The organism is Candidatus Symbiopectobacterium sp. NZEC151, assembly GCF_025962655.1.
In the GTDB taxonomy this organism is placed as follows: domain Bacteria; phylum Pseudomonadota; class Gammaproteobacteria; order Enterobacterales; family Enterobacteriaceae; genus Symbiopectobacterium.
The window spans coordinates 219,619-237,932 of the sequence record NZ_JAGFPE010000003.1; the positions used below are offsets into that span (position 1 = coordinate 219,619).

The following is an 18,314-nucleotide window of genomic DNA, read 5'->3' on the forward strand; positions in this document are numbered from 1 at the left end:
CACTATTTTATTATTTGAAGCGAAGTGTTGAACTTCGCCCCAAAGATAAGCCAATACACCGATTACTCAATGTGCTTTTTATTGACCAACATCCGCAGGACGGCGGCGCGGAGCGCGTTGACCTTCACTGCGTTGGCCGTCGCGGTTGAAATTGCGTTCGCGACGTTCGCCCTGACCTTCACGGCGAGCATCACCCTGCCCACCGAATGAACGACGTCCACCTTCACGACGATCGCCAGCACCAGCACCAGCGCCAGAACGCGGTGCGCCACGGCTGTCGCTGCGTTCACGACGTTCGAACGGCTGTGCATCACCGATCAGTTGCATGTTCATCGGCTTGTTCAGGATGCGTGTGCGGGTAAAGTGCGTCAGCAGATCGCCCGGCATCCCCTTCGGCAATTCGATGGTTGAATGCGATGCGAACAGCTTGATGTTGCCGATGTAGCGGCTGCTGATATCCCCTTCGTTGGCAATAGCACCGACGATATGGCGAACTTCAACGCCGTCATCACGACCCACTTCGATGCGATACAGTTGCATCTCACCCACATCACGGCGCTCACGACGCTGCGGACGATCGCCATCATTACCGGGGCGACGATCGCCACGGTCATTACGATCATTACGCTCGTCACGATCGCGGAATTCGCGGCGCGGACGACGCTCAATCGCTGGTTCCGGCGGCAGGATCAGCGGACGCTCACCTTGCGCCATTTTCAGCAATGCCGCAGCCAGCGTTTCGATATCCAGCTCTTCAGCCGGTTGCAGTTTAGCCAGCAACGCACGGTACATATCCAGATCGCTGCTTTCGAGCTGTGACTGCACTTTGGCAGCGAACTTCGCCAGACGGCGCTCGCCTAACAGTTCAACGTTCGGCAATTCCACTTCCGGAATGGTCAGCTTCATGGTGCGTTCAACGTTGCGCAGCAGGCGACGTTCACGGTTTTCCACGAACAGTAATGCACGACCTGCACGACCGGCGCGGCCAGTACGGCCAATACGGTGCACGTAGGATTCTGCATCCATCGGAATATCGTAGTTCACTACCAGGCTGATACGTTCTACATCCAGACCGCGTGCCGCAACGTCGGTGGCGATCAAAATATCCAGACGACCATCTTTCAGGCGTTCCAGCGTCTGCTCACGCAGCGCCTGGTTCATGTCACCGTTCAGTGCCGCGCTGTTGTACCCGCTACGCTCCAGGGCTTCAGCCACTTCCAGCGTTGCGTTTTTGGTACGCACGAAAATGATGGCAGCGTCAAAATCTTCCGCTTCCAGGAAACGCACCAGCGCTTCGTTCTTACGCATGCCGTGCACAGTCCAGTAGCTCTGGCTGATGTCCGGGCGCGTCGTCACGCTTGACTGAATGCGCACTTCCTGCGGATCTTTCATGAAGCGGCGCGTAATACGGCGAATCGCTTCCGGCATGGTTGCCGAGAACAGCGCCGTTTGGTGCTGAGCCGGAATCTGGGCCATGATGTTTTCGACATCGTCAATGAAGCCCATACGCAACATTTCGTCAGCTTCATCCAGCACCAGACCGCTCAGGTTGGAGAGATCCAGCGTACCGCGTTTCAGGTGATCCAGCAGACGTCCTGGTGTACCCACCACAATTTGCGCACCCTGGCGCAATGCACGCAATTGAACGTCATAGCGCTGGCCGCCATAGAGCGCTACTACGCTCACACCGTGCATGTGTTTGGAGAAATCATTACAAGCTTCAGCAACCTGCACCGCCAACTCACGGGTCGGTGCCAGCACCAGCATTTGCGGTGCTTTCAATTCAGGTTTGAGATTGTGCAACAGCGGTAATGAAAACGCTGCTGTCTTGCCGCTACCGGTCTGGGCCATACCCAGCACGTCGCGACCATTAAGCAAATGAGGAATACATTCTGCCTGGATGGGAGAGGGTTTCTCATATCCCAGATCCGACAGTGCATTCAGAATAGGAGCGGACAGCCCCAGGTCAGCAAAAGAGGTTTCAAACTCTGCCATGTAAACGTGCCTCATAGTGAAATGGCGGCCAGTCTACACGTAACTTGTCGAGAAAATACTCAGTCATTTTCATTGAAAAGTGTGAACCGGCTCAAATTAGATTAAAAAACGAACAAAAAAGCCCTCGCCCGTTAAGGCGATGGAAACGGTGGTTCCCGGCTGATTACGTTCGTCAGCTATTGCTGGTCCGATCCTGATAGGTCGTCTTGTTCTTGGCCTAACAATGCCAATTCCAACAATGCATAGCGGTGCTCAACAAAGTTATGTACGTTGTTGGCAACCGTCAGCTTGAACAACGCCATGGCGTTATTCTTGTCCCCCAGACTTAGGTAGTGCTTACCTAAATAGAAGTCAGTTTCACTGAGATGCTCAGCGAGCGAAGTGTTATCCGTTGCTTCTGCCTTCAGGCGCTCCATCAGCACAGCTTCACTGATGTTGCCCAGGTAGAATTCGACAATATTCCATCCCCAAGGACCTCTTTCTGCACTGTCATAACGCTGCTTCAGCGCGGCCTTGGCTGTGTTGGGATCTATCTCCCGTTCAGCCAGATACAGCCATAACGTGCGGAAAGGATCGTTCGGATCGTCTCGATAAAACGCCAGCAGATCATCCTGCGCTAACAGGTAACGACCGCCATAATACAAAGCGATGCCCCGGTTCAAACGCGCATAATTGTAAGTTGGATCAAGCTCTAGTACAGAATCAAACGCTTCATAGGCAGCATCAAAATTGCCTGCCTGCGTTAAATAAATGCCGAGATAGTTAAACACTTCCGGCATATCCGGACGGATTGATAGCGCTTGTGAAAAATCATTACGCGCTAACGCTCTCAGTCCGAGACTATCATACAGCACTCCGCGCTCATATAATAGCTGTGCGCGTTCGTCATCGGTTAACGCCCGACTGGCAAGAATTTGTTCCATGCGCGCCAAAATGACTTCCTGCTGTAAAGCAGGCTGCACTGGAATTGCCAATACCGCGTTATTACGCCAATCCGTGTTGCTGCATCCTGCCAGCATAAGTGCTGTCGCAACATAACACCAGCGTAAGAAAGGCTTCATTTCCCACTCCCGAAGACAAACATTGGATGAACATCCTGTCCCCGCACGCTCAATGTAAGGCTATCCGCGCCTCACAAAATGCCCAACTCCCCGCCTGAGCGGGGAGTGGCAAAACAACAGCAAAACGGCTGTTATTCTTCCTCAGAAGGCGCTGTAGCAGCGGCATCCTGAGACTGAGCAGTTGCTTCCTTGATACTCAAACGTACACGGCCCTGACGGTCAACTTCCAGTACTTTAACCGGAACTTCCTGACCCATTTGCAGGTAGTCAGTGACTTTCTCAACGCGCTTGTCAGCGATTTGAGAGATGTGTACCAGACCTTCTTTGCCGCCGCCAATGGCAACGAACGCGCCGAAATCAACGATGCGCGTTACCTTACCCTGGTAGACGCGACCCACTTCGATCTCTGCGGTGATCTCTTCGATACGACGAATGGCATGACGCGCTTTATCGCCGTCGGTTGCGGCGATTTTCACCGTACCGTCATCTTCGATCTCGATAGTGGTGCCCGTCTCTTCGGTCAGCGCACGGATCACAGAACCACCTTTACCAATCACGTCTTTGATCTTGTCAACGCTGATCTTGATGGTGTGGATACGCGGTGCAAACTGAGAAATGTCGCCACGCGGCGCGCCGATAGCCTGTTCCATCACGCCCAGAATGTGCAGACGTGCACCCTTGGCCTGATTCAGAGCAACCTGCATGATTTCGCGGGTGATACCTTCAATCTTGATATCCATTTGCAGTGCGGTAACGCCTTCACGGCTACCGGCCACTTTGAAGTCCATATCGCCCAGGTGATCTTCGTCACCCAGAATGTCGGACAGCACCACAAAGTTATCGCCTTCTTTCACCAGACCCATTGCGATACCCGCAACGGCGGCTTTGATCGGCACGCCCGCGTCCATCAGCGCCAGAGAGGCACCGCAGACAGAAGCCATGGAAGAAGAGCCGTTGGATTCCGTGATTTCAGACACCACACGCACCGTGTACGGGAACTCAGCTGCGGTAGGCATCACTGCCAGTACGCCGCGTTTCGCCAGACGGCCGTGACCAATCTCACGACGTTTCGGCGAGCCAACCATACCGGTTTCGCCCACAGAGTACGGAGGGAAGTTGTAGTGCAGCAGGAAGCGATCGGTCGTTTCGCCGGTCAATCCATCAATATTCTGCGCATCACGCTCGGTACCCAGCGTCGCTGTTACCAGCGCCTGTGTTTCACCACGGGTGAACAGTGCAGAACCGTGGGTTCTCGGCAGCACGCCAGTACGCACATCCAGCGCACGGATCATGTCTTTTTCACGGCCATCGATACGCGGTTCGCCACGCAGAACGCGGCTACGCACCACGTTTTTCTCGATGCTGCCCAGGATATCCTGGATCTCACCCGCATCCAGCGTGTCATCCGCAGCCAACAATTGGGCTTCAGCGTCAGCTTTGATGACGTTGATTTGTTCGTAACGTTGTTGTTTCTCGGTGATGCGGTAGGCATCGCCCAGGCGCGTTTCAGACAGTGCTTGCACACGTTCCAACAGCGCAACGTTGACGGCGGGTGCCTGCCAATCCCAACGCGGTTTACCCGCTTCTTTCACCAGTTCATTGATGTTGTCGATAACCACCTGTTGCTGCTCGTGGCCAAACACCACCGCACCCAACATTTGATCTTCGCTCAGCAGGTCCGCTTCGGATTCCACCATCAGTACCGCGCCCTGCGTACCGGCAACCACCAGATCCAGACGGCTCTGTTTCAGTTCATCGATGGTCGGGTTCAGTACAAACTGATCGTTGATGTAGCCAACGCGAGCAGCACCAATCGGCCCGTTAAACGGCAGACCGGACAGGCTCAGCGCCGCAGAAGCACCGATCATCGCCACGATATCCGGGTTGATCTGCGGGTTTACCGAAACCACGGTAGCAATAACCTGCACTTCATTCACAAAGCCGTCGGCGAACAGCGGACGGATCGGGCGGTCGATCAGGCGAGAAATCAGGGTTTCGCCTTCGCTAGGACGGCCTTCACGACGGAAGAACCCGCCAGGGAAGCGGCCCGCAGCGTAAGTACGCTCTTGATAGTTAACGGTCAGCGGGAAAAAGTCCTGACCCGTTTTGGCCTTTTTCGCCCCGACAACGGTAACGAAAACAGCGGTGTCATCCATGCTGACCATTACGGCAGCAGTGGCCTGACGTGCCATCATGCCCGTTTCGAGCGTGACGGTGTTCTGACCGTATTGAAACTTACGTACGATAGGATTTAGCAAAATAATATCCTTTACTCAGGGTTTATCATTCTCGGGTTTACCAGATGCCAGCCGATGTCGTTATGCTCGACGCAGCGTCTCCCCGTTGATTACAAACCATCTCACTACATCCTCGCGACTAATGACAACCCTCACGCCACGCTGGAACAGGTCCAGAAAGAGACATAAAGTTTCTCATTAGCCGCGCGAACCTCTGTAGCGAACGGCGACGACAAAGTCGGTGATACATTACTCTGTTTTGCAAGCACTTCCTAGAAGAAAGGGGCCCTATGAGGCCCCTTTCCACTGAAACTCGCCAGATTAGCGACGCAGACCCAGACGCTCGATCAGGGTAGCATAACGCGCTACATCTTTACGCTTCAGGTAGTCCAGCAGCTTACGGCGCTGAGAAACCATACGCAGCAGACCACGACGGCTGTGGTGATCCTTTTTGTGCTCGGAGAAGTGGCCTTGCAGATGGTTAATCTGCGCGGTCAACAGAGCAACCTGCACTTCGGTAGAACCACTGTCGTTAGTGCCGCGACCGAATTCTGCGACGATTTTTGCTTTAGCTTCAACGCTTAGAGACATTGTAATACTCCAAAACAGTATAGATAAAAAAAACAGGTGCCGATCTCTAATTCAGCGACCTCTGTAACCTATTAAAAATAGGCCGCGCCATTCTACTCTCAGCCATGGCCGATCGCAAGGCAGACGCGGTGAGCCTTATTCCGAGAATTCGACCACCAGACGCTTGGGAGCCACGCGTCCGGCATCATCGATAATCCCCATGCCAATGAACGAATGGGCGTCACCTTCGGTGATGCGTACCATCCCTTCTGCGGGGGCGTTAGCCGCTGCAACAGCCTGCCCGAGCTTGAGGTAACCCGCCACGGCTGGCGGCAAATTCACCTCAGGATAATCACTGACCGGGCTGTCCATCGGCATCAGCAGCGGATCCAGCACCGCTTCAAGGGGTTGCCCTTCCGCTTGCGCCTGCGTCAACAGGGCTTGCAGACTGTCCAATGTCACCATGCGCTCTGCCGGATAAGTGGCAACCTGCACGCGGCGCAGATAAGTCACATGGGCACCACAGCCGAGCTTTTCACCGAGATCGTCGATGATGGTACGAATGTAGGTACCTTTGGAACAGTGAATTTCCAGCTCCAACTCATCGGCATCGTGGCGGATAAACAGCAGTTCATACACGGTAATATCACGCGCTTCACGCGGGACAGTGATCCCCTGGCGCGCATACTCATACAGCGGACGGCCCTGATGCTTCAGCGCAGAATACATCGATGGCACCTGCTGCGTGGTGCCACGAAAACTTTCCAGTGCATCCGCCAATGCCTGCTCGGTAAACGTCACCGCGCGCGTTTCCACCACATTGCCATCGGCATCTGAGGTGTCAGTACGCTGCCCCAGACGAGCAATCACCCGGTAACGCTTATCCGAATCCAGCAAATACTGAGAGAACTTGGTGGCTTCCCCCAGGCAGATCGGCAGCATACCGGTAGCAAGCGGATCCAGCGCACCGGTGTGTCCGGCCCGGTTGGCATTAAAAATGCGTTTTACCTTTTGCAGCACGTCATTGGATGACGCACCTTGCGGTTTATCCAGCAATAACACGCCGTGGATATCACGGCCGCGACGACGAGGACGACTCATCAATCCTCCCGATCGTCGTCACCGTTGGCAGAACGCTTCTCGGCATCACTGCGCAAGACATTGGTCACCAGGTTGGACATCCGCATCCCTTCCACCAACGAGTTGTCGTAGGCGAAAGTCAATTCCGGCACCACGCGCAAACGCATTGCCTTACCGAGCAGCACACGAATAAAACCAGAGGCATCCTGCAATGCTTTGATACCCGCTTTCACCTGCTCAGGTTCATTATCGTTCAGAAACGTCACAAATACCTTGGCATACGCCAAATCGCGTGACAGATCGACACCAGAAACTGTCGCCATGCCCACGCGCGGATCCTTCACTTCACGCTGAAGAATAATGGCGATCTCTTTCTGCATCTCTTGCGACACGCGCTGAGTGCGACTGAATTCTCTAGCCATAATCGAGTCCTCAAGGAAAAATCAGGGGGCACTAGGCCCCCTATAAGTCAATATGACGTGCAAACGTTGCGCGTCTCGCCCTACCCTGACAGGTTAAGCGATAGTACGTTTGATCTCGATAATTTCGAACACTTCGATGTTATCGCCAACACGCACGTCGTTGTAGTTCTTCACGCCGATACCGCATTCCATGCCGTTACGCACTTCGTTAACGTCATCTTTGAAGCGGCGCAGAGATTCCAGCTCGCCTTCGTAGATAACCACGTTGTCACGCAGCACGCGAATCGGGTTGTGACGTTTCACGATACCTTCCGTCACCATACAGCCAGCGATTGCGCCAAACTTCGGTGATTTGAATACGTCGCGAACTTCGGCCAGGCCGATGATCTCTTGCTTGTATTCCGGTGCCAGCATACCGCTCATCGCCTGCTTCACTTCGTCGATCAGATCATAGATGACGGAGTAGTAACGCAGATCCAGACTTTCCGCTTCGACAACGCGACGGGCAGAGGCATCGGCACGGACGTTGAAGCCGAGAATGATGGCGTTGGACGCTGCGGCCAGCGTCGCGTCGGTTTCGGTGATCCCACCTACGCCGGAGCCCACAATCTTCACTTTCACTTCGTCGGTGGAGAGTTTCTGCAACGAATCGGCAATCGCTTCCACAGAGCCCTGAACGTCGGCTTTCATCACGATGTTCAGTTCGGACACTTCGCCTTCGGTCATGTTGGCGAACATGTTTTCCAGCTTGGATTTCTGCTGACGCGCCAGTTTCACTTCGCGGAATTTGCCTTGACGATAGAGCGCCACTTCACGGGCTTTCTTCTCGTCACGCACCACGGTGGCTTCATCACCCGCAGCCGGAACACCGGACATGCCGAGGATTTCTACCGGAATGGACGGACCCGCTTCGGTAATTTCGCGGCCCAGCTCATCACGCATGGCACGCACGCGGCCATACTCGAAACCACACAGCACGATATCGCCCTTGTTGAGCGTACCTTCACGCACCAGTACCGTTGCTACCGGGCCACGGCCTTTGTCCAGGAAGGATTCAATCACCACGCCGCTTGCCATACCTTTACGGACAGCCGTCAGTTCCAGCACTTCTGCTTGCAGCAGAATGGCGTTAAGCAAATCATCGATACCGGTACCGGCTTTGGCTGATACAGGGACAAACTGGCACTCACCGCCCCACTCTTCCGGAATGATGCCGTATTGCGTCAGTTCATTTTTGACGCGATCCGGATCGGCTTCTGGCTTGTCAACCTTGTTGACCGCAACCACCACTGGCACCTTGGCCGCTTTGGCATGTTGAATCGCTTCGATGGTTTGTGGCATCACGCCGTCATCAGCAGCAACCACCAACACCACGATATCCGTTGCCTGCGCACCACGCGCACGCATCGCGGTAAACGCGGCGTGGCCCGGGGTATCCAGGAAGGTGATCATGCCATTGTCAGTTTCAACGTGATAGGCACCGATATGCTGGGTAATCCCGCCTGCTTCGCCCGCAGCCACTTTAGTGGAGCGAATGTAGTCCAGCAGTGAGGTTTTACCGTGGTCAACGTGGCCCATAATGGTCACGACCGGTGCGCGCGATTCTGCCGCAACACCCATATCACGGTCACTCATTACCGCTTCTTCAAGCTCGTTTTCGCGACGCAGGATAACCTTGTGGCCCATTTCTTCCGCCACTAACTGCGCCGTTTCCTGATCGATAACCTGATTGATGGTCGCCATGGCACCCAGCTTCATCATCGTCTTGATGACCTGAGAGCCTTTCACCGCCATTTTGTTCGCCAATTCGGCAACCGTAACGGTTTCACCAATCATCACATCACGGTTAACAGCCTGAACCGGCTTGTTAAAACTTTGCTGTAACGTACTGGGCTTACGCTTGCCTTTACCACCACGGGTTGCGGCGCGCGCCTCTTCACGATCAGCTTTATTTTCAGACAGGCGGTTGCCTTTCTTCTGCTTGGGCGCTTTAGCTGTCCGGGTGCGACTGCGAGAATTACTCTCGACTTCACGATCGTTTTCATCTTCAGCGACGCGGGCATGATGCGAGGTAGTGACGTGATAGTCAGTGCTATCCTCTTCTTCACGCGGTGTCTCGCTGGCCCATTTGGCAGCGTTCTCTTCCGCCATACGGCGTGCTTCTTCCGCAACACGGCGTGCATCTTCTTCGACTTTGCTGCGAACAGCATCTTCAGATTTACGCTTCAGTTCAGCAGCCTCAGCTTCACGGCGGGCCTTGTCTGTCGCCGGAACAGACTTTGTCGTACTATGATTATGTTGGTTGCTCAATTTGTCTTTTTCCGCTGTGTCACGCTTGGCTTTTTCAGCGGCCTCTCGCTTGGCTTGCTCTTCAGCTTCACGTTTCGCTTTTTCAGCCGCTTCACGCTGAGCTTTTGCTTCAGCTTCACGTTGGGCCTGCTCTTCAGCTTCACGTTGAGCCAGTTCTTCCGCTTCCTGCCGTGCACGCTCTTCTTCTTCAGCCTGCTGACTGTTCAGCGGATCGCGCTGAACATACGTGCGTTTTTTGCGGACTTCAATCTGCACTGATTTACTTTTTCCGCCAGTGCTCGGAATATTCAAGGTGCTACGCGTTTTACGTTGCAGAGTCAACTTACCGGCCGCAGAACCGCGTTCGCGGTTCAAATGCGCCAGCAGCGTCTCTTTTTCCTGCTGGGACACGTTATCCGATGCAGACTTGGTGATTCCCGCATCAGCAAATTGCTGTATCAGGCGGTCTACCGGAGTCTGAATCTCTACGGCCAGCGATTGTATGGTCACTTCTGTCATGCTGTTCCTTTCCTGCTACAGTGTCATTATTCGTTTTCGTCGCCGAACCAGCAGATATTACGGGCGGCCATGATCAACTCACCGGCCTTCTCATCGTTCAACCCTTCAATATCCGTCAGATCGTCAACGCCCTGCTCAGCAAGATCTTCCAGCGTACATACTCCGCGCGCGGCGAGAGTGAACGCCAACTCGCGCGGTAAACCCGGTAAACTGAGCAAATCTTCCGCCGGTTGGCCACCGCCACGGCTCTCTTCCTGCGCCAACGCCAACGTGGTCAATGCCGCTTTGGCACGTTCACGCAGTGCTTCGATGGTTTCCTCATCCAGACCATCGATCTCCTGGAGTTCCTTGATAGGCACATAGGCCAGTTCTTCAAGTGAGGAGAAACCTTCTTCTACCAGCACGGTGGCGAACTCTTCGTCGATATCGAGGTGCTTGGTAAATACGTCGATCGCCGCGTGTGCTTCCGCCTGATGCTTGGCTTGCAGGTCTTCCACGGTCATCACGTTCAGTTCCCAGCGGTCATCTGAACGGTGCTGTTTCAGCAGTTGGGAAGCCAGACGCACGTTCTGCCCGTTGCGGCCAATCGCCTGCGCCAGGTTGCCGGATTCCACGGCGATATCCATGGTGCAGGTATCTTCGTCAACCACGATGGAAACGACGTCTGCCGGTGCCATGGCATTGATGACGAACTGTGCCGGATGATCGTCCCACAGAATGATGTCAATGCGTTCGCCGCCCAGTTCGCTGGAGACGGCCTGTACACGCGCACCGCGCATACCCACGCACGCACCCACCGGATCGATACGCTTGTCGTTGGTTTTCACCGCGATTTTGGCGCGAGAACCTGGATCGCGAGCAGCCGCTTTGATCTCGATAACTTCTTCGCCAATTTCCGGCACTTCGATGCGGAACAGTTCCACCAGCATCTCAGGGCGTGAACGGCTGACAAACAGCTGTGCGCCACGCGCTTCCGGTCTTACTGAGTACAGCACGCCGCGAATGCGGTCGCCCGGACGGAAGTTTTCACGCGGCAGCATATCTTCACGGCCAATCACCGCTTCTGCGTTGTTGCCCAGATCCAACGAAATGTTGTCGCGGTTCACTTTTTTGACGACGCCGGTAACAATATCGCCTTCCTGCTCACGGAACTGATCGACCACCATGGCACGTTCAGCTTCACGTACTTTCTGCACGATAACCTGTTTGGCCGTTTGCGTGGTGATACGGTCAAACGTGACGGATTCAATCTGGTCTTCAACGTAACCGCCGAGCTCGATGCTCGGATCTTCAAATTGGGCCGCTTCCAACGTGATTTCACGCGTTGGTTGTGTCACTTCATGAACGGCAACCCAACGGCGAAACGTATCGAAATCGCCGGTTTTGCGATCGATGCAAACCCGAACGTCAATTTCCTGTTCGTATTTTTTCTTTGTCGCTGTCGCTAACGCAGTTTCCAGTGCTTCAAAAATTTTTTCGCGCGGAACGGCTTTTTCGTTGGAAACTGCTTCAACAACAGCCAGAATCTCTTTGTTCATCCTAGTTGCCTCATCCAAACTTTAAAAGTGGGGTACCAGGTTCGCCTTCTGGATGTTGCTCAGTGCGAACACTTCATCTTTGCCTTCCACTGTTACGGTAATCATCTCACCTTCAACGGATTTGATAATTCCCGCCCATTTACGACGGTTTTGTACCGCCATGCGCAACACCAGGGTCACTTCTTCGCCGAGGAAACGCACGTAATGTTCTGCGATGAATAAAGGACGATCCAGGCCAGGTGATGACACTTCCAGGTTATAGGCAACCGTAATGGGATCTTCAACATCCAGCACCGCACTCACCTGGTGGCTGACATCAGCACAATCATCAACTGTGATGCCGTCTTCACTATCAATATAGATACGCAGCGTCGATTGGCGACCACGGATAAACTCAACGCCCACCAATTCGTAGCCTAATGCTTCAACGGGTGCCGAGATCATCGCTGTCAATTTCTGTTCTAATGTGGACAAGCCCACCCCCAAGACATAAAAAAAGGGCTAAAAGCCCAGTCATGTTGTTGCCAAATAACAAAAAACCCCGAAATATCGGGGCTTTATGCAACTGGACCCTATATACCGCTACAGGCTGCGGCATTACTTCTCGCAAGGATTTTTTCAAAAAACCGCTGTGGGTGTCATACCGCCACTCACAGTTCATTTGAAAAAAAACTTAAGCGAAAGAAGTGATTTGGTTGCGGGGGCCGGATTTGAACCGACGACCTTCGGGTTATGAGCCCGACGAGCTACCAGGCTGCTCCACCCCGCGTCCGAAAACGTGGCAAATAGTACGCCGCCAACCGTGAAAATGCAAGCTATCAATCAGAGATGATGCGAGGACAAGATCTGAAATCTTCCCGTATTCTATTGAAAAGAAAAGACAGTTGTCAACCCTTGAAAAACAGCCCGCCGCGCGCTCACAAAAAACAGAGAAAAACGTCTCAATTCAGCGCAAAAACGATGAAAAAAACAGCATTAAAGTCGTATCCCATTTTTTAAGAAACCCCATTGGCAAAAAACGCTCCACATCCTGGTGATAAACGCATTTAAAACAATCAACAGCGCGTCTAATCAGCATTTAATCCTTCGCGCTGTTCACTTGCTCACTTTGTAACCCAATGAGTGCAAATGTAAATTTACCGTAAATTTAGAGTGTGATAATAAGGAAACGAAATTTACAACTATCACCATTTTTAGGAATGATGCTAATGACATCGCCTTTTTTAGTAACATCTTGTTATACGCAGCACAGCAAAATTAACACCAGGTTTAACAAACGTATCATCGCACTTTTGGTCAGCACCGCAATCACCGCCCCCACCCTGGGCGGAGAATTGCCAGGCGGTGCCTCGGTCGCAGCGGGTAACGTGTCTATTGGCGGAAACGGCAATGCGATGACGGTAACGCAGCAATCCAATACGGCCATTGTTAACTGGAACAGTTTTTCTGTCGGTCAGGGCCAATCAGTTAATTTTATCCAGCCGAGCAGTTCCTCTGCGATTCTCAATCGGGTAACCGGCGCCACTCGCTCCTCGATAGCGGGCGCGGTCACCGGGAACGGGCAGGTTTATCTGATTAACCCGAACGGAATTGCGATTACCTCCTCCGGTTCGGTCAAGGTGGGCGGCGGATTTGTCGCTTCAACGCTGGACATCAAAGATGAGGATTTCCTTAAAGGGAAACGTCAGTTTACCGGAAACGGAAACTCGGCAGAGGTGAGTAACGCCGGGATCATCAGCGTCGGGCGCGGCGGATATGCAGCGTTGATGGGAGGGAGCGTAAAAAATGACGGACTTATCAATGTACCGGTAGGCAAAGTGGGCTTGGGAGCAGCCGAGAAAGTGACCCTCGATCTCTCTGGCGATGGTTTCCTCCAGGTTGCGGTACCGAGCACTTCCGGCGTGAAAGAGGCGTTGATTCAGAATAACGGGACCGTATCGGCTAACGGAGGGGCGGTTATCATGACGGCCGCAACCGCGCGCAATGCGGTACGCAACGCCATCAATCTCTCCGGCGTGGTTGAAGCCAACAGCGTGGGCGGCCAAAACGGCGCCATCACCATTGGCGGCGGCGAGGGTGGCAACGTTGCCGTATCGGGCACCGTTACCGCCACCGCGGCGCAGGGAAATGGCGGTAAGGTGAACATTACCGGCGATTCGATTGCTCTGGCGGGTGCCAAGGTGGATGTCTCCGGTAAAACCGGCGGTGGCACCGTCAACATTGGCGGTGGCACCGTCAACATTGGCGGTGAACGTCAAGGTAAAGGCAGCACACAGCGCGCCACAACTACCACGCTTGATGCCTCCACCGTAGTAAAAGCGGATGCGATCATCGAGGGCAACGGCGGTAACGTTGTTGTGTGGTCAGATAAGCATACCCGCTTTGCCGGCAACATCAGCGCACGCGGTGCGGGTGCTGGCAACGGTGGCGAAGCAGAAGTCTCAGGCAAAGCGACACTCGCTTACGCGGGCAAAACCGATCTGTCGGCGGACAGTGGTAAATACGGTAACCTGCTGCTCGATCCGCACAATGTGATTATCTCATCGGCCGCCGATACAGGATCGGGGTTCAGCGCCAGCGCCGATGATAGCGTCATCAATGCAGGCACGCTGCAAGGGGCGCTGGCATTGGCGAATGTGACCGTTTCAACAGGCTCCAGCGGTACACAGAGCGGTGATATTACCGTTGCCAGCAATATTGGCTGGTCCGCCGATACCACGTTAACGCTGGAGGCTGCTGGCAACATTGCTCTTAACGGCAATATCGCTGCGACCGGCACCAACGCGGGTCTGGCGCTCAATTATGGCAGTGGAAAAGACTATACGTTGCTATCGGGCAAATCCGTCACCCTGTCTGGCGCCAATTCATCACTTTCTATCGGCGGCGAGAGCTACACGCTGATACGCTCGATGGCGCAGTTGGATGCCATCGATACCACCGGATTATCGGGTCGTTATGCGCTGGCACAGAATGTGAATGCCAACGGCACCACTTACAGCAATGCCCTTGTCGGAACATCGTCAGGAACTGCATTCAGCGGTATCTTCACTGGTCTTGGCAACACCCTCTCCAACCTGAAAATCAACAGTGCCGATACGTATGTAGGGCTGTTTGGTTATAACACCGGCACCATCAGAAATGTCGCGCTGACGGCGGCGCAATTGACCGGCTCATCCGCCGCCACCTTCTATGCCGGCCTGTTGGCCGCCTATAACACCGGTACGGTGGCCTATGCCTCTGCGGCCGGTAGCTTGACGCGCACTTCCACAGCCACCACCTATATGGGTGGACTGGTTGGGCAAAATATCGGAACAGTGAAATACAGCCATTCTGGTGCCAACATCACAGCGATCAACAGTTCAAACGGTTCCTATTGGGGCGGACTGGTGGGGCAAAATAATAAAGATATTCTGCAAAGCTATGCCGATGGCACCATCAATCTCTCAGGAACATCCGGCAATGGCTCACAGAATGTCGGGGGACTAGTCGGAAACAACGCGTTCGGGGCGAAAGTTAACCAGAGCTACTCTGCTGCCAATATAACCGCATCGGGTATGGGCGGTGCCGCATCCTTTATCGGAGGACTGGTCGGTTATAACGCCGGTGCATTGAATAATGTCTACACCACCAGTACCTTGAATACAGGCATTAACTCTTGGGCAGGGGGATTGGTCGGCTATAACGCAAGTGGTACTGTCGCCAATAGTTATGCCGCCGCTGTCTTTAACTACTCGACGCCGCCCTCCTTCTATGGCGGATTGATCGGATATAACGGCTTCAGCACGCTGCAAAATCTCTATTGGAATACCCAAACCTCCTCCTCGGTGGGGGTAGGCTCCGGCAGCAGCAACAGCACTGTCGTTGGGCTCACTACCGCTCAAATGAAAAACGCCAGTAACTTTAGCGGGCTTGATAGCACAGTTTGGGCACCCGCTAGCGGTTCCGCGTCCCCCGCACTGTTTGGTTTCTCAGGCGTCGTCGGTGTGGCACAGAATGCCGTTTACGGCGCGACACCAACGACAACCTATTATGGTGCCGGTTTCTGGAACGCGATAAGCGGCCGTTTGACCAATGGGCTTCAGCTTACAGACAATGTCGGTGTTCACACATTAAGCACCGCAGGGCTGACCGCCATTAACGCGAGCGGACAAGCGGCAAGTATTATCAGCCTTGGCGGCACCGTTACGCCCGCGCTGCTGACCATCACCGCGAATAACACCAGTAAAGTCTATGGCAGCAGCTTCCCCTTCCTTTCCTACACCGCTTCCGGGTTAGTCAATGGGGATTATATTACCTCGATGGGCTATACAAGCTTAGGTTTCTCCTCCACGGCCAACGTTGGCAGCTATAGTCTCGCAGTAAGTGGTGCAGGCGGTGTCGGGCTGTCCAACTATACCATCAGTTATAACAGTGGTGCTTTGAACGTCACCCCGGCGGCGCTCACCATCAGCGCTGACAACGCCAGCAAGATCTATGGCAACAGTGCAAATCTCGGTTATAGCGCCGCAGGTCTGGTGAACGGCGATACGGTTGACGGGCTGGCGCTGACCAGCGCCGGTAACGCCACCAGCGCCACTGTCGGTAGCTATGGTATCGCGGCCAGCAATGCTACCGGCAGCAAACTGGGCAACTACACCATCAGCTATAACGATGGCACGCTGACCGTAACGCCTGCGGCACTTACCATCAGCGCCGACAACGCCAGCAAGATCTATGGCAACAGTGCAAACCTCGGTTATACCACTGAGGGGCTGGTAAACGGCGATGCGGTTAATGAGTTGACGCTGACCAGCGTTGGTAACGCTACTACCGCCAACGTCGGCAGCTACAGCATCGCGGCCAGCAATGCGACCGGAACGGGTCTGGGTAACTACACCATCAGCTACAACAACGGCACGCTGACCGTCACTCCGGCGGCGCTTACCATCAGCGCTGATAACGCCAGCAAAATCTATGGCAGCAGTGCAAACCTTGGTTATACCACTGAGGGGCTGGTAAACGGTGATACGGTTGACGGACTGACGCTGACCAGCGCCGGTAACGCTGCCAGCGCCACTGTCGGCAGCTACGGTATCGCGGCCAGCAATGCTAGCGGCACTGGGCTGGGTAACTACACCATCAGCTACAACAACGGCACCCTAAGCGTGACACCCGCCGCACTGACTATCAGCGCCGACAACGCCAGCAAAATCTACGGCAACAGCGCGAATCTCGGCTATACCACCGCAGGTCTGGTGAACGGCGATACGGTTGACGGACTGATGCTGACCAGCGCCGGTAACGCCACCAGCGCTAATGTCGGCAGCTACGGTATCGCGGCCAGCAATGCGACCGGAACGGGTCTGGGTAACTACACCATCAGCTATAACGACGGCACCCTAACCGTGACACCTGCGGCACTCACCATCAGCGCTGACAACGCCAGCAAAATCTACGGCAACAGCGCGAATCTCGGCTATACCGCCGCAGGACTGGTCAACGGTGATAAGGTTGACGGGTTAACCCTGACCAGCTCCGGTAACGCCGCCAGCGCCAATGTCGGCAGCTATGGTATTGCAGCCAGCAACGCCACGGGCAGCAAACTGGGCAACTACACCATCAGCTATAACAATGGCACGCTGACCGTTACCCCGGCGGCACTTACTATCAGCGCCGACAATGCCAGCAAGGTCTACGGCAACAGTGCAAACCTCGGTTATACCGCAGTAGGTCTGGTGAACGGCGATACGGTTAACGGGTTAACCCTGACCAGCGCCGGTAACGCCAGCACTGCCAACGTTGGCAGCTACGGCATCACCGCCAGCGATGCAACCGGCAGCAAACTGGGTAACTACACCATCAGCTATAACAATGGCACGCTGACTGTTACCCCGGCGGCACTCACTATCAGTGCCGATAACACCAGCAAGATCTACGGCAACAGTGCAAATCTCGGTTATACCACCGCAGGTCTGGTGAACGGCGATACGGTTGATGGGTTAACCCTGACCAGCACCGGTAACGCCAGCACCGCCAACGTCGGCAGCTACGGCATTACCGCCAGCGATGCAACCGGTAGCAAACTGGGCAACTACACCATCAGCTATAACGATGGCGCACTGACCGTAACCCCGGCGGCACTCACCATTAGCGCCGATAACGCCAGCAAGCTTTATGGTCAAACAGCAACCCTCGGCTATCAGGCTAATGGACTGTTGAACGGGGATACCGTCGAGTCGGTAACCGTATCAAGTTCAGGTGCCGATCGTTCTGCGGCTGTGGGTCAATATGCTGTCGTGGCTGAAAATGCGCTGGGCGATCGCCTTGCCAACTACAACATTACCTATGTGAATGGTGCATTAACCGTCGACCTGCCGATCCCCACGGATTTACCGCTCGCTGCCAATATTGGTAACCGTTTCGCTACCCAAAACCTGACGCAACAGATCACCGGTTCAAGCATGGTGGTAACGCACGATGCCACTACAGCCTCGACGGCATCGGGACAAACGGATAGCAGCAGTGCCAACAATGACGTCATGGCCACCGTCGAGCCTCGCCTTGCAGGCGCGGTATGTATGTTAGGCGCGGACTACGCACTTTCTTGCTCAGGCAAATAATAAA

The 18,314-nt window shown here is 54.3% G+C and carries 10 protein-coding genes and 1 tRNA gene; 1 reads left to right on the forward strand and 10 read right to left on the reverse strand.

Annotated elements, in window-relative coordinates:
* Positions 1-78: 78 nt before the first annotated feature.
* From J5067_RS11770 to J5067_RS11815, 10 genes are all read right to left on the reverse strand, one after another.
* Positions 79-1,995 (reverse strand): DEAD/DEAH family ATP-dependent RNA helicase, encoded by a 1,917-nt coding sequence (locus tag J5067_RS11770; protein ID WP_264651190.1) that lies wholly within the window; start codon positions 1,993-1,995, stop codon positions 79-81.
* Positions 1,996-2,171: 176 nt separating this feature from the next.
* Positions 2,172-3,056 (reverse strand): lipoprotein NlpI, encoded by an 885-nt coding sequence (gene nlpI, locus J5067_RS11775; RefSeq protein ID WP_264644061.1) that lies wholly within the window; start codon positions 3,054-3,056, stop codon positions 2,172-2,174.
* A 131-nt stretch (positions 3,057-3,187) separates the two neighbouring features.
* The gene (gene pnp / locus J5067_RS11780; protein WP_264644060.1) at positions 3,188-5,314 is read right to left on the reverse strand and encodes a polyribonucleotide nucleotidyltransferase; all 2,127 of its coding nucleotides are present in this window, start codon (positions 5,312-5,314) and stop codon (positions 3,188-3,190) included.
* A 300-nt stretch (positions 5,315-5,614) separates the two neighbouring features.
* On the reverse strand, positions 5,615-5,884 hold the full coding sequence (gene rpsO / locus J5067_RS11785) for a 30S ribosomal protein S15 (protein ID WP_195312637.1): 270 nt from the start codon (positions 5,882-5,884) through the stop codon (positions 5,615-5,617).
* A 135-nt stretch (positions 5,885-6,019) separates the two neighbouring features.
* Complete coding sequence (gene truB / locus J5067_RS11790; protein ID WP_264644059.1) at positions 6,020-6,964, reverse strand: tRNA pseudouridine(55) synthase TruB; 945 nt, start codon at positions 6,962-6,964, stop codon at positions 6,020-6,022.
* On the reverse strand, positions 6,964-7,365 hold the full coding sequence (gene rbfA, locus J5067_RS11795; RefSeq protein ID WP_222159527.1) for a 30S ribosome-binding factor RbfA: 402 nt from the start codon (positions 7,363-7,365) through the stop codon (positions 6,964-6,966). The genes truB and rbfA overlap by 1 nt, the downstream gene beginning before the upstream one ends.
* 93 nt (positions 7,366-7,458) lie before the next feature.
* Entirely contained in the window at positions 7,459-10,173 is a 2,715-nt protein-coding gene (gene infB, locus J5067_RS11800) for a translation initiation factor IF-2 (protein ID WP_264644058.1), read from the reverse strand.
* A 26-nt stretch (positions 10,174-10,199) separates the two neighbouring features.
* Positions 10,200-11,711: a transcription termination factor NusA gene (nusA, locus tag J5067_RS11805; protein WP_264644057.1), complete on the reverse strand. Its 1,512-nt coding sequence runs from the start codon at positions 11,709-11,711 to the stop codon at positions 10,200-10,202.
* Positions 11,712-11,732: 21 nt separating this feature from the next.
* The gene (rimP, locus tag J5067_RS11810; protein WP_195312632.1) at positions 11,733-12,185 is read right to left on the reverse strand and encodes a ribosome maturation factor RimP; all 453 of its coding nucleotides are present in this window, start codon (positions 12,183-12,185) and stop codon (positions 11,733-11,735) included.
* A 218-nt stretch (positions 12,186-12,403) separates the two neighbouring features.
* Positions 12,404-12,480: transfer RNA gene (locus J5067_RS11815), tRNA-Met, on the reverse strand.
* Positions 12,481-13,003: 523 nt separating this feature from the next.
* On the opposite strand from J5067_RS11815, the gene J5067_RS11820 reads away from it, so the two are divergent.
* Entirely contained in the window at positions 13,004-18,310 is a 5,307-nt protein-coding gene (locus J5067_RS11820; protein WP_264651191.1) for an MBG domain-containing protein, read from the forward strand.
* Positions 18,311-18,314 lie beyond the last annotated feature (4 nt).

Bases quoted from the DNA above. Each gene is read 5' to 3' on its own strand.
- J5067_RS11770 (WP_264651190.1), bottom strand. From the start codon at position 1,995: ATGGCAGAGTTTGAAACCTCTTTTGCTGACCTGGGGCTGTCCGCTCCT.
- nusA (WP_264644057.1), bottom strand. From the start codon at position 11,711: ATGAACAAAGAGATTCTGGCTGTTGTTGAAGCAGTTTCCAACGAAAAA.
- truB (WP_264644059.1), bottom strand. From the start codon at position 6,964: ATGAGTCGTCCTCGTCGTCGCGGCCGTGATATCCACGGCGTGTTATTG.
- rbfA (WP_222159527.1), bottom strand. From the start codon at position 7,365: ATGGCTAGAGAATTCAGTCGCACTCAGCGCGTGTCGCAAGAGATGCAG.
- nlpI (WP_264644061.1), bottom strand. From the start codon at position 3,056: ATGAAGCCTTTCTTACGCTGGTGTTATGTTGCGACAGCACTTATGCTG.
- infB (WP_264644058.1), bottom strand. From the start codon at position 10,173: ATGACAGAAGTGACCATACAATCGCTGGCCGTAGAGATTCAGACTCCG.
- rpsO (WP_195312637.1), bottom strand. From the start codon at position 5,884: ATGTCTCTAAGCGTTGAAGCTAAAGCAAAAATCGTCGCAGAATTCGGT.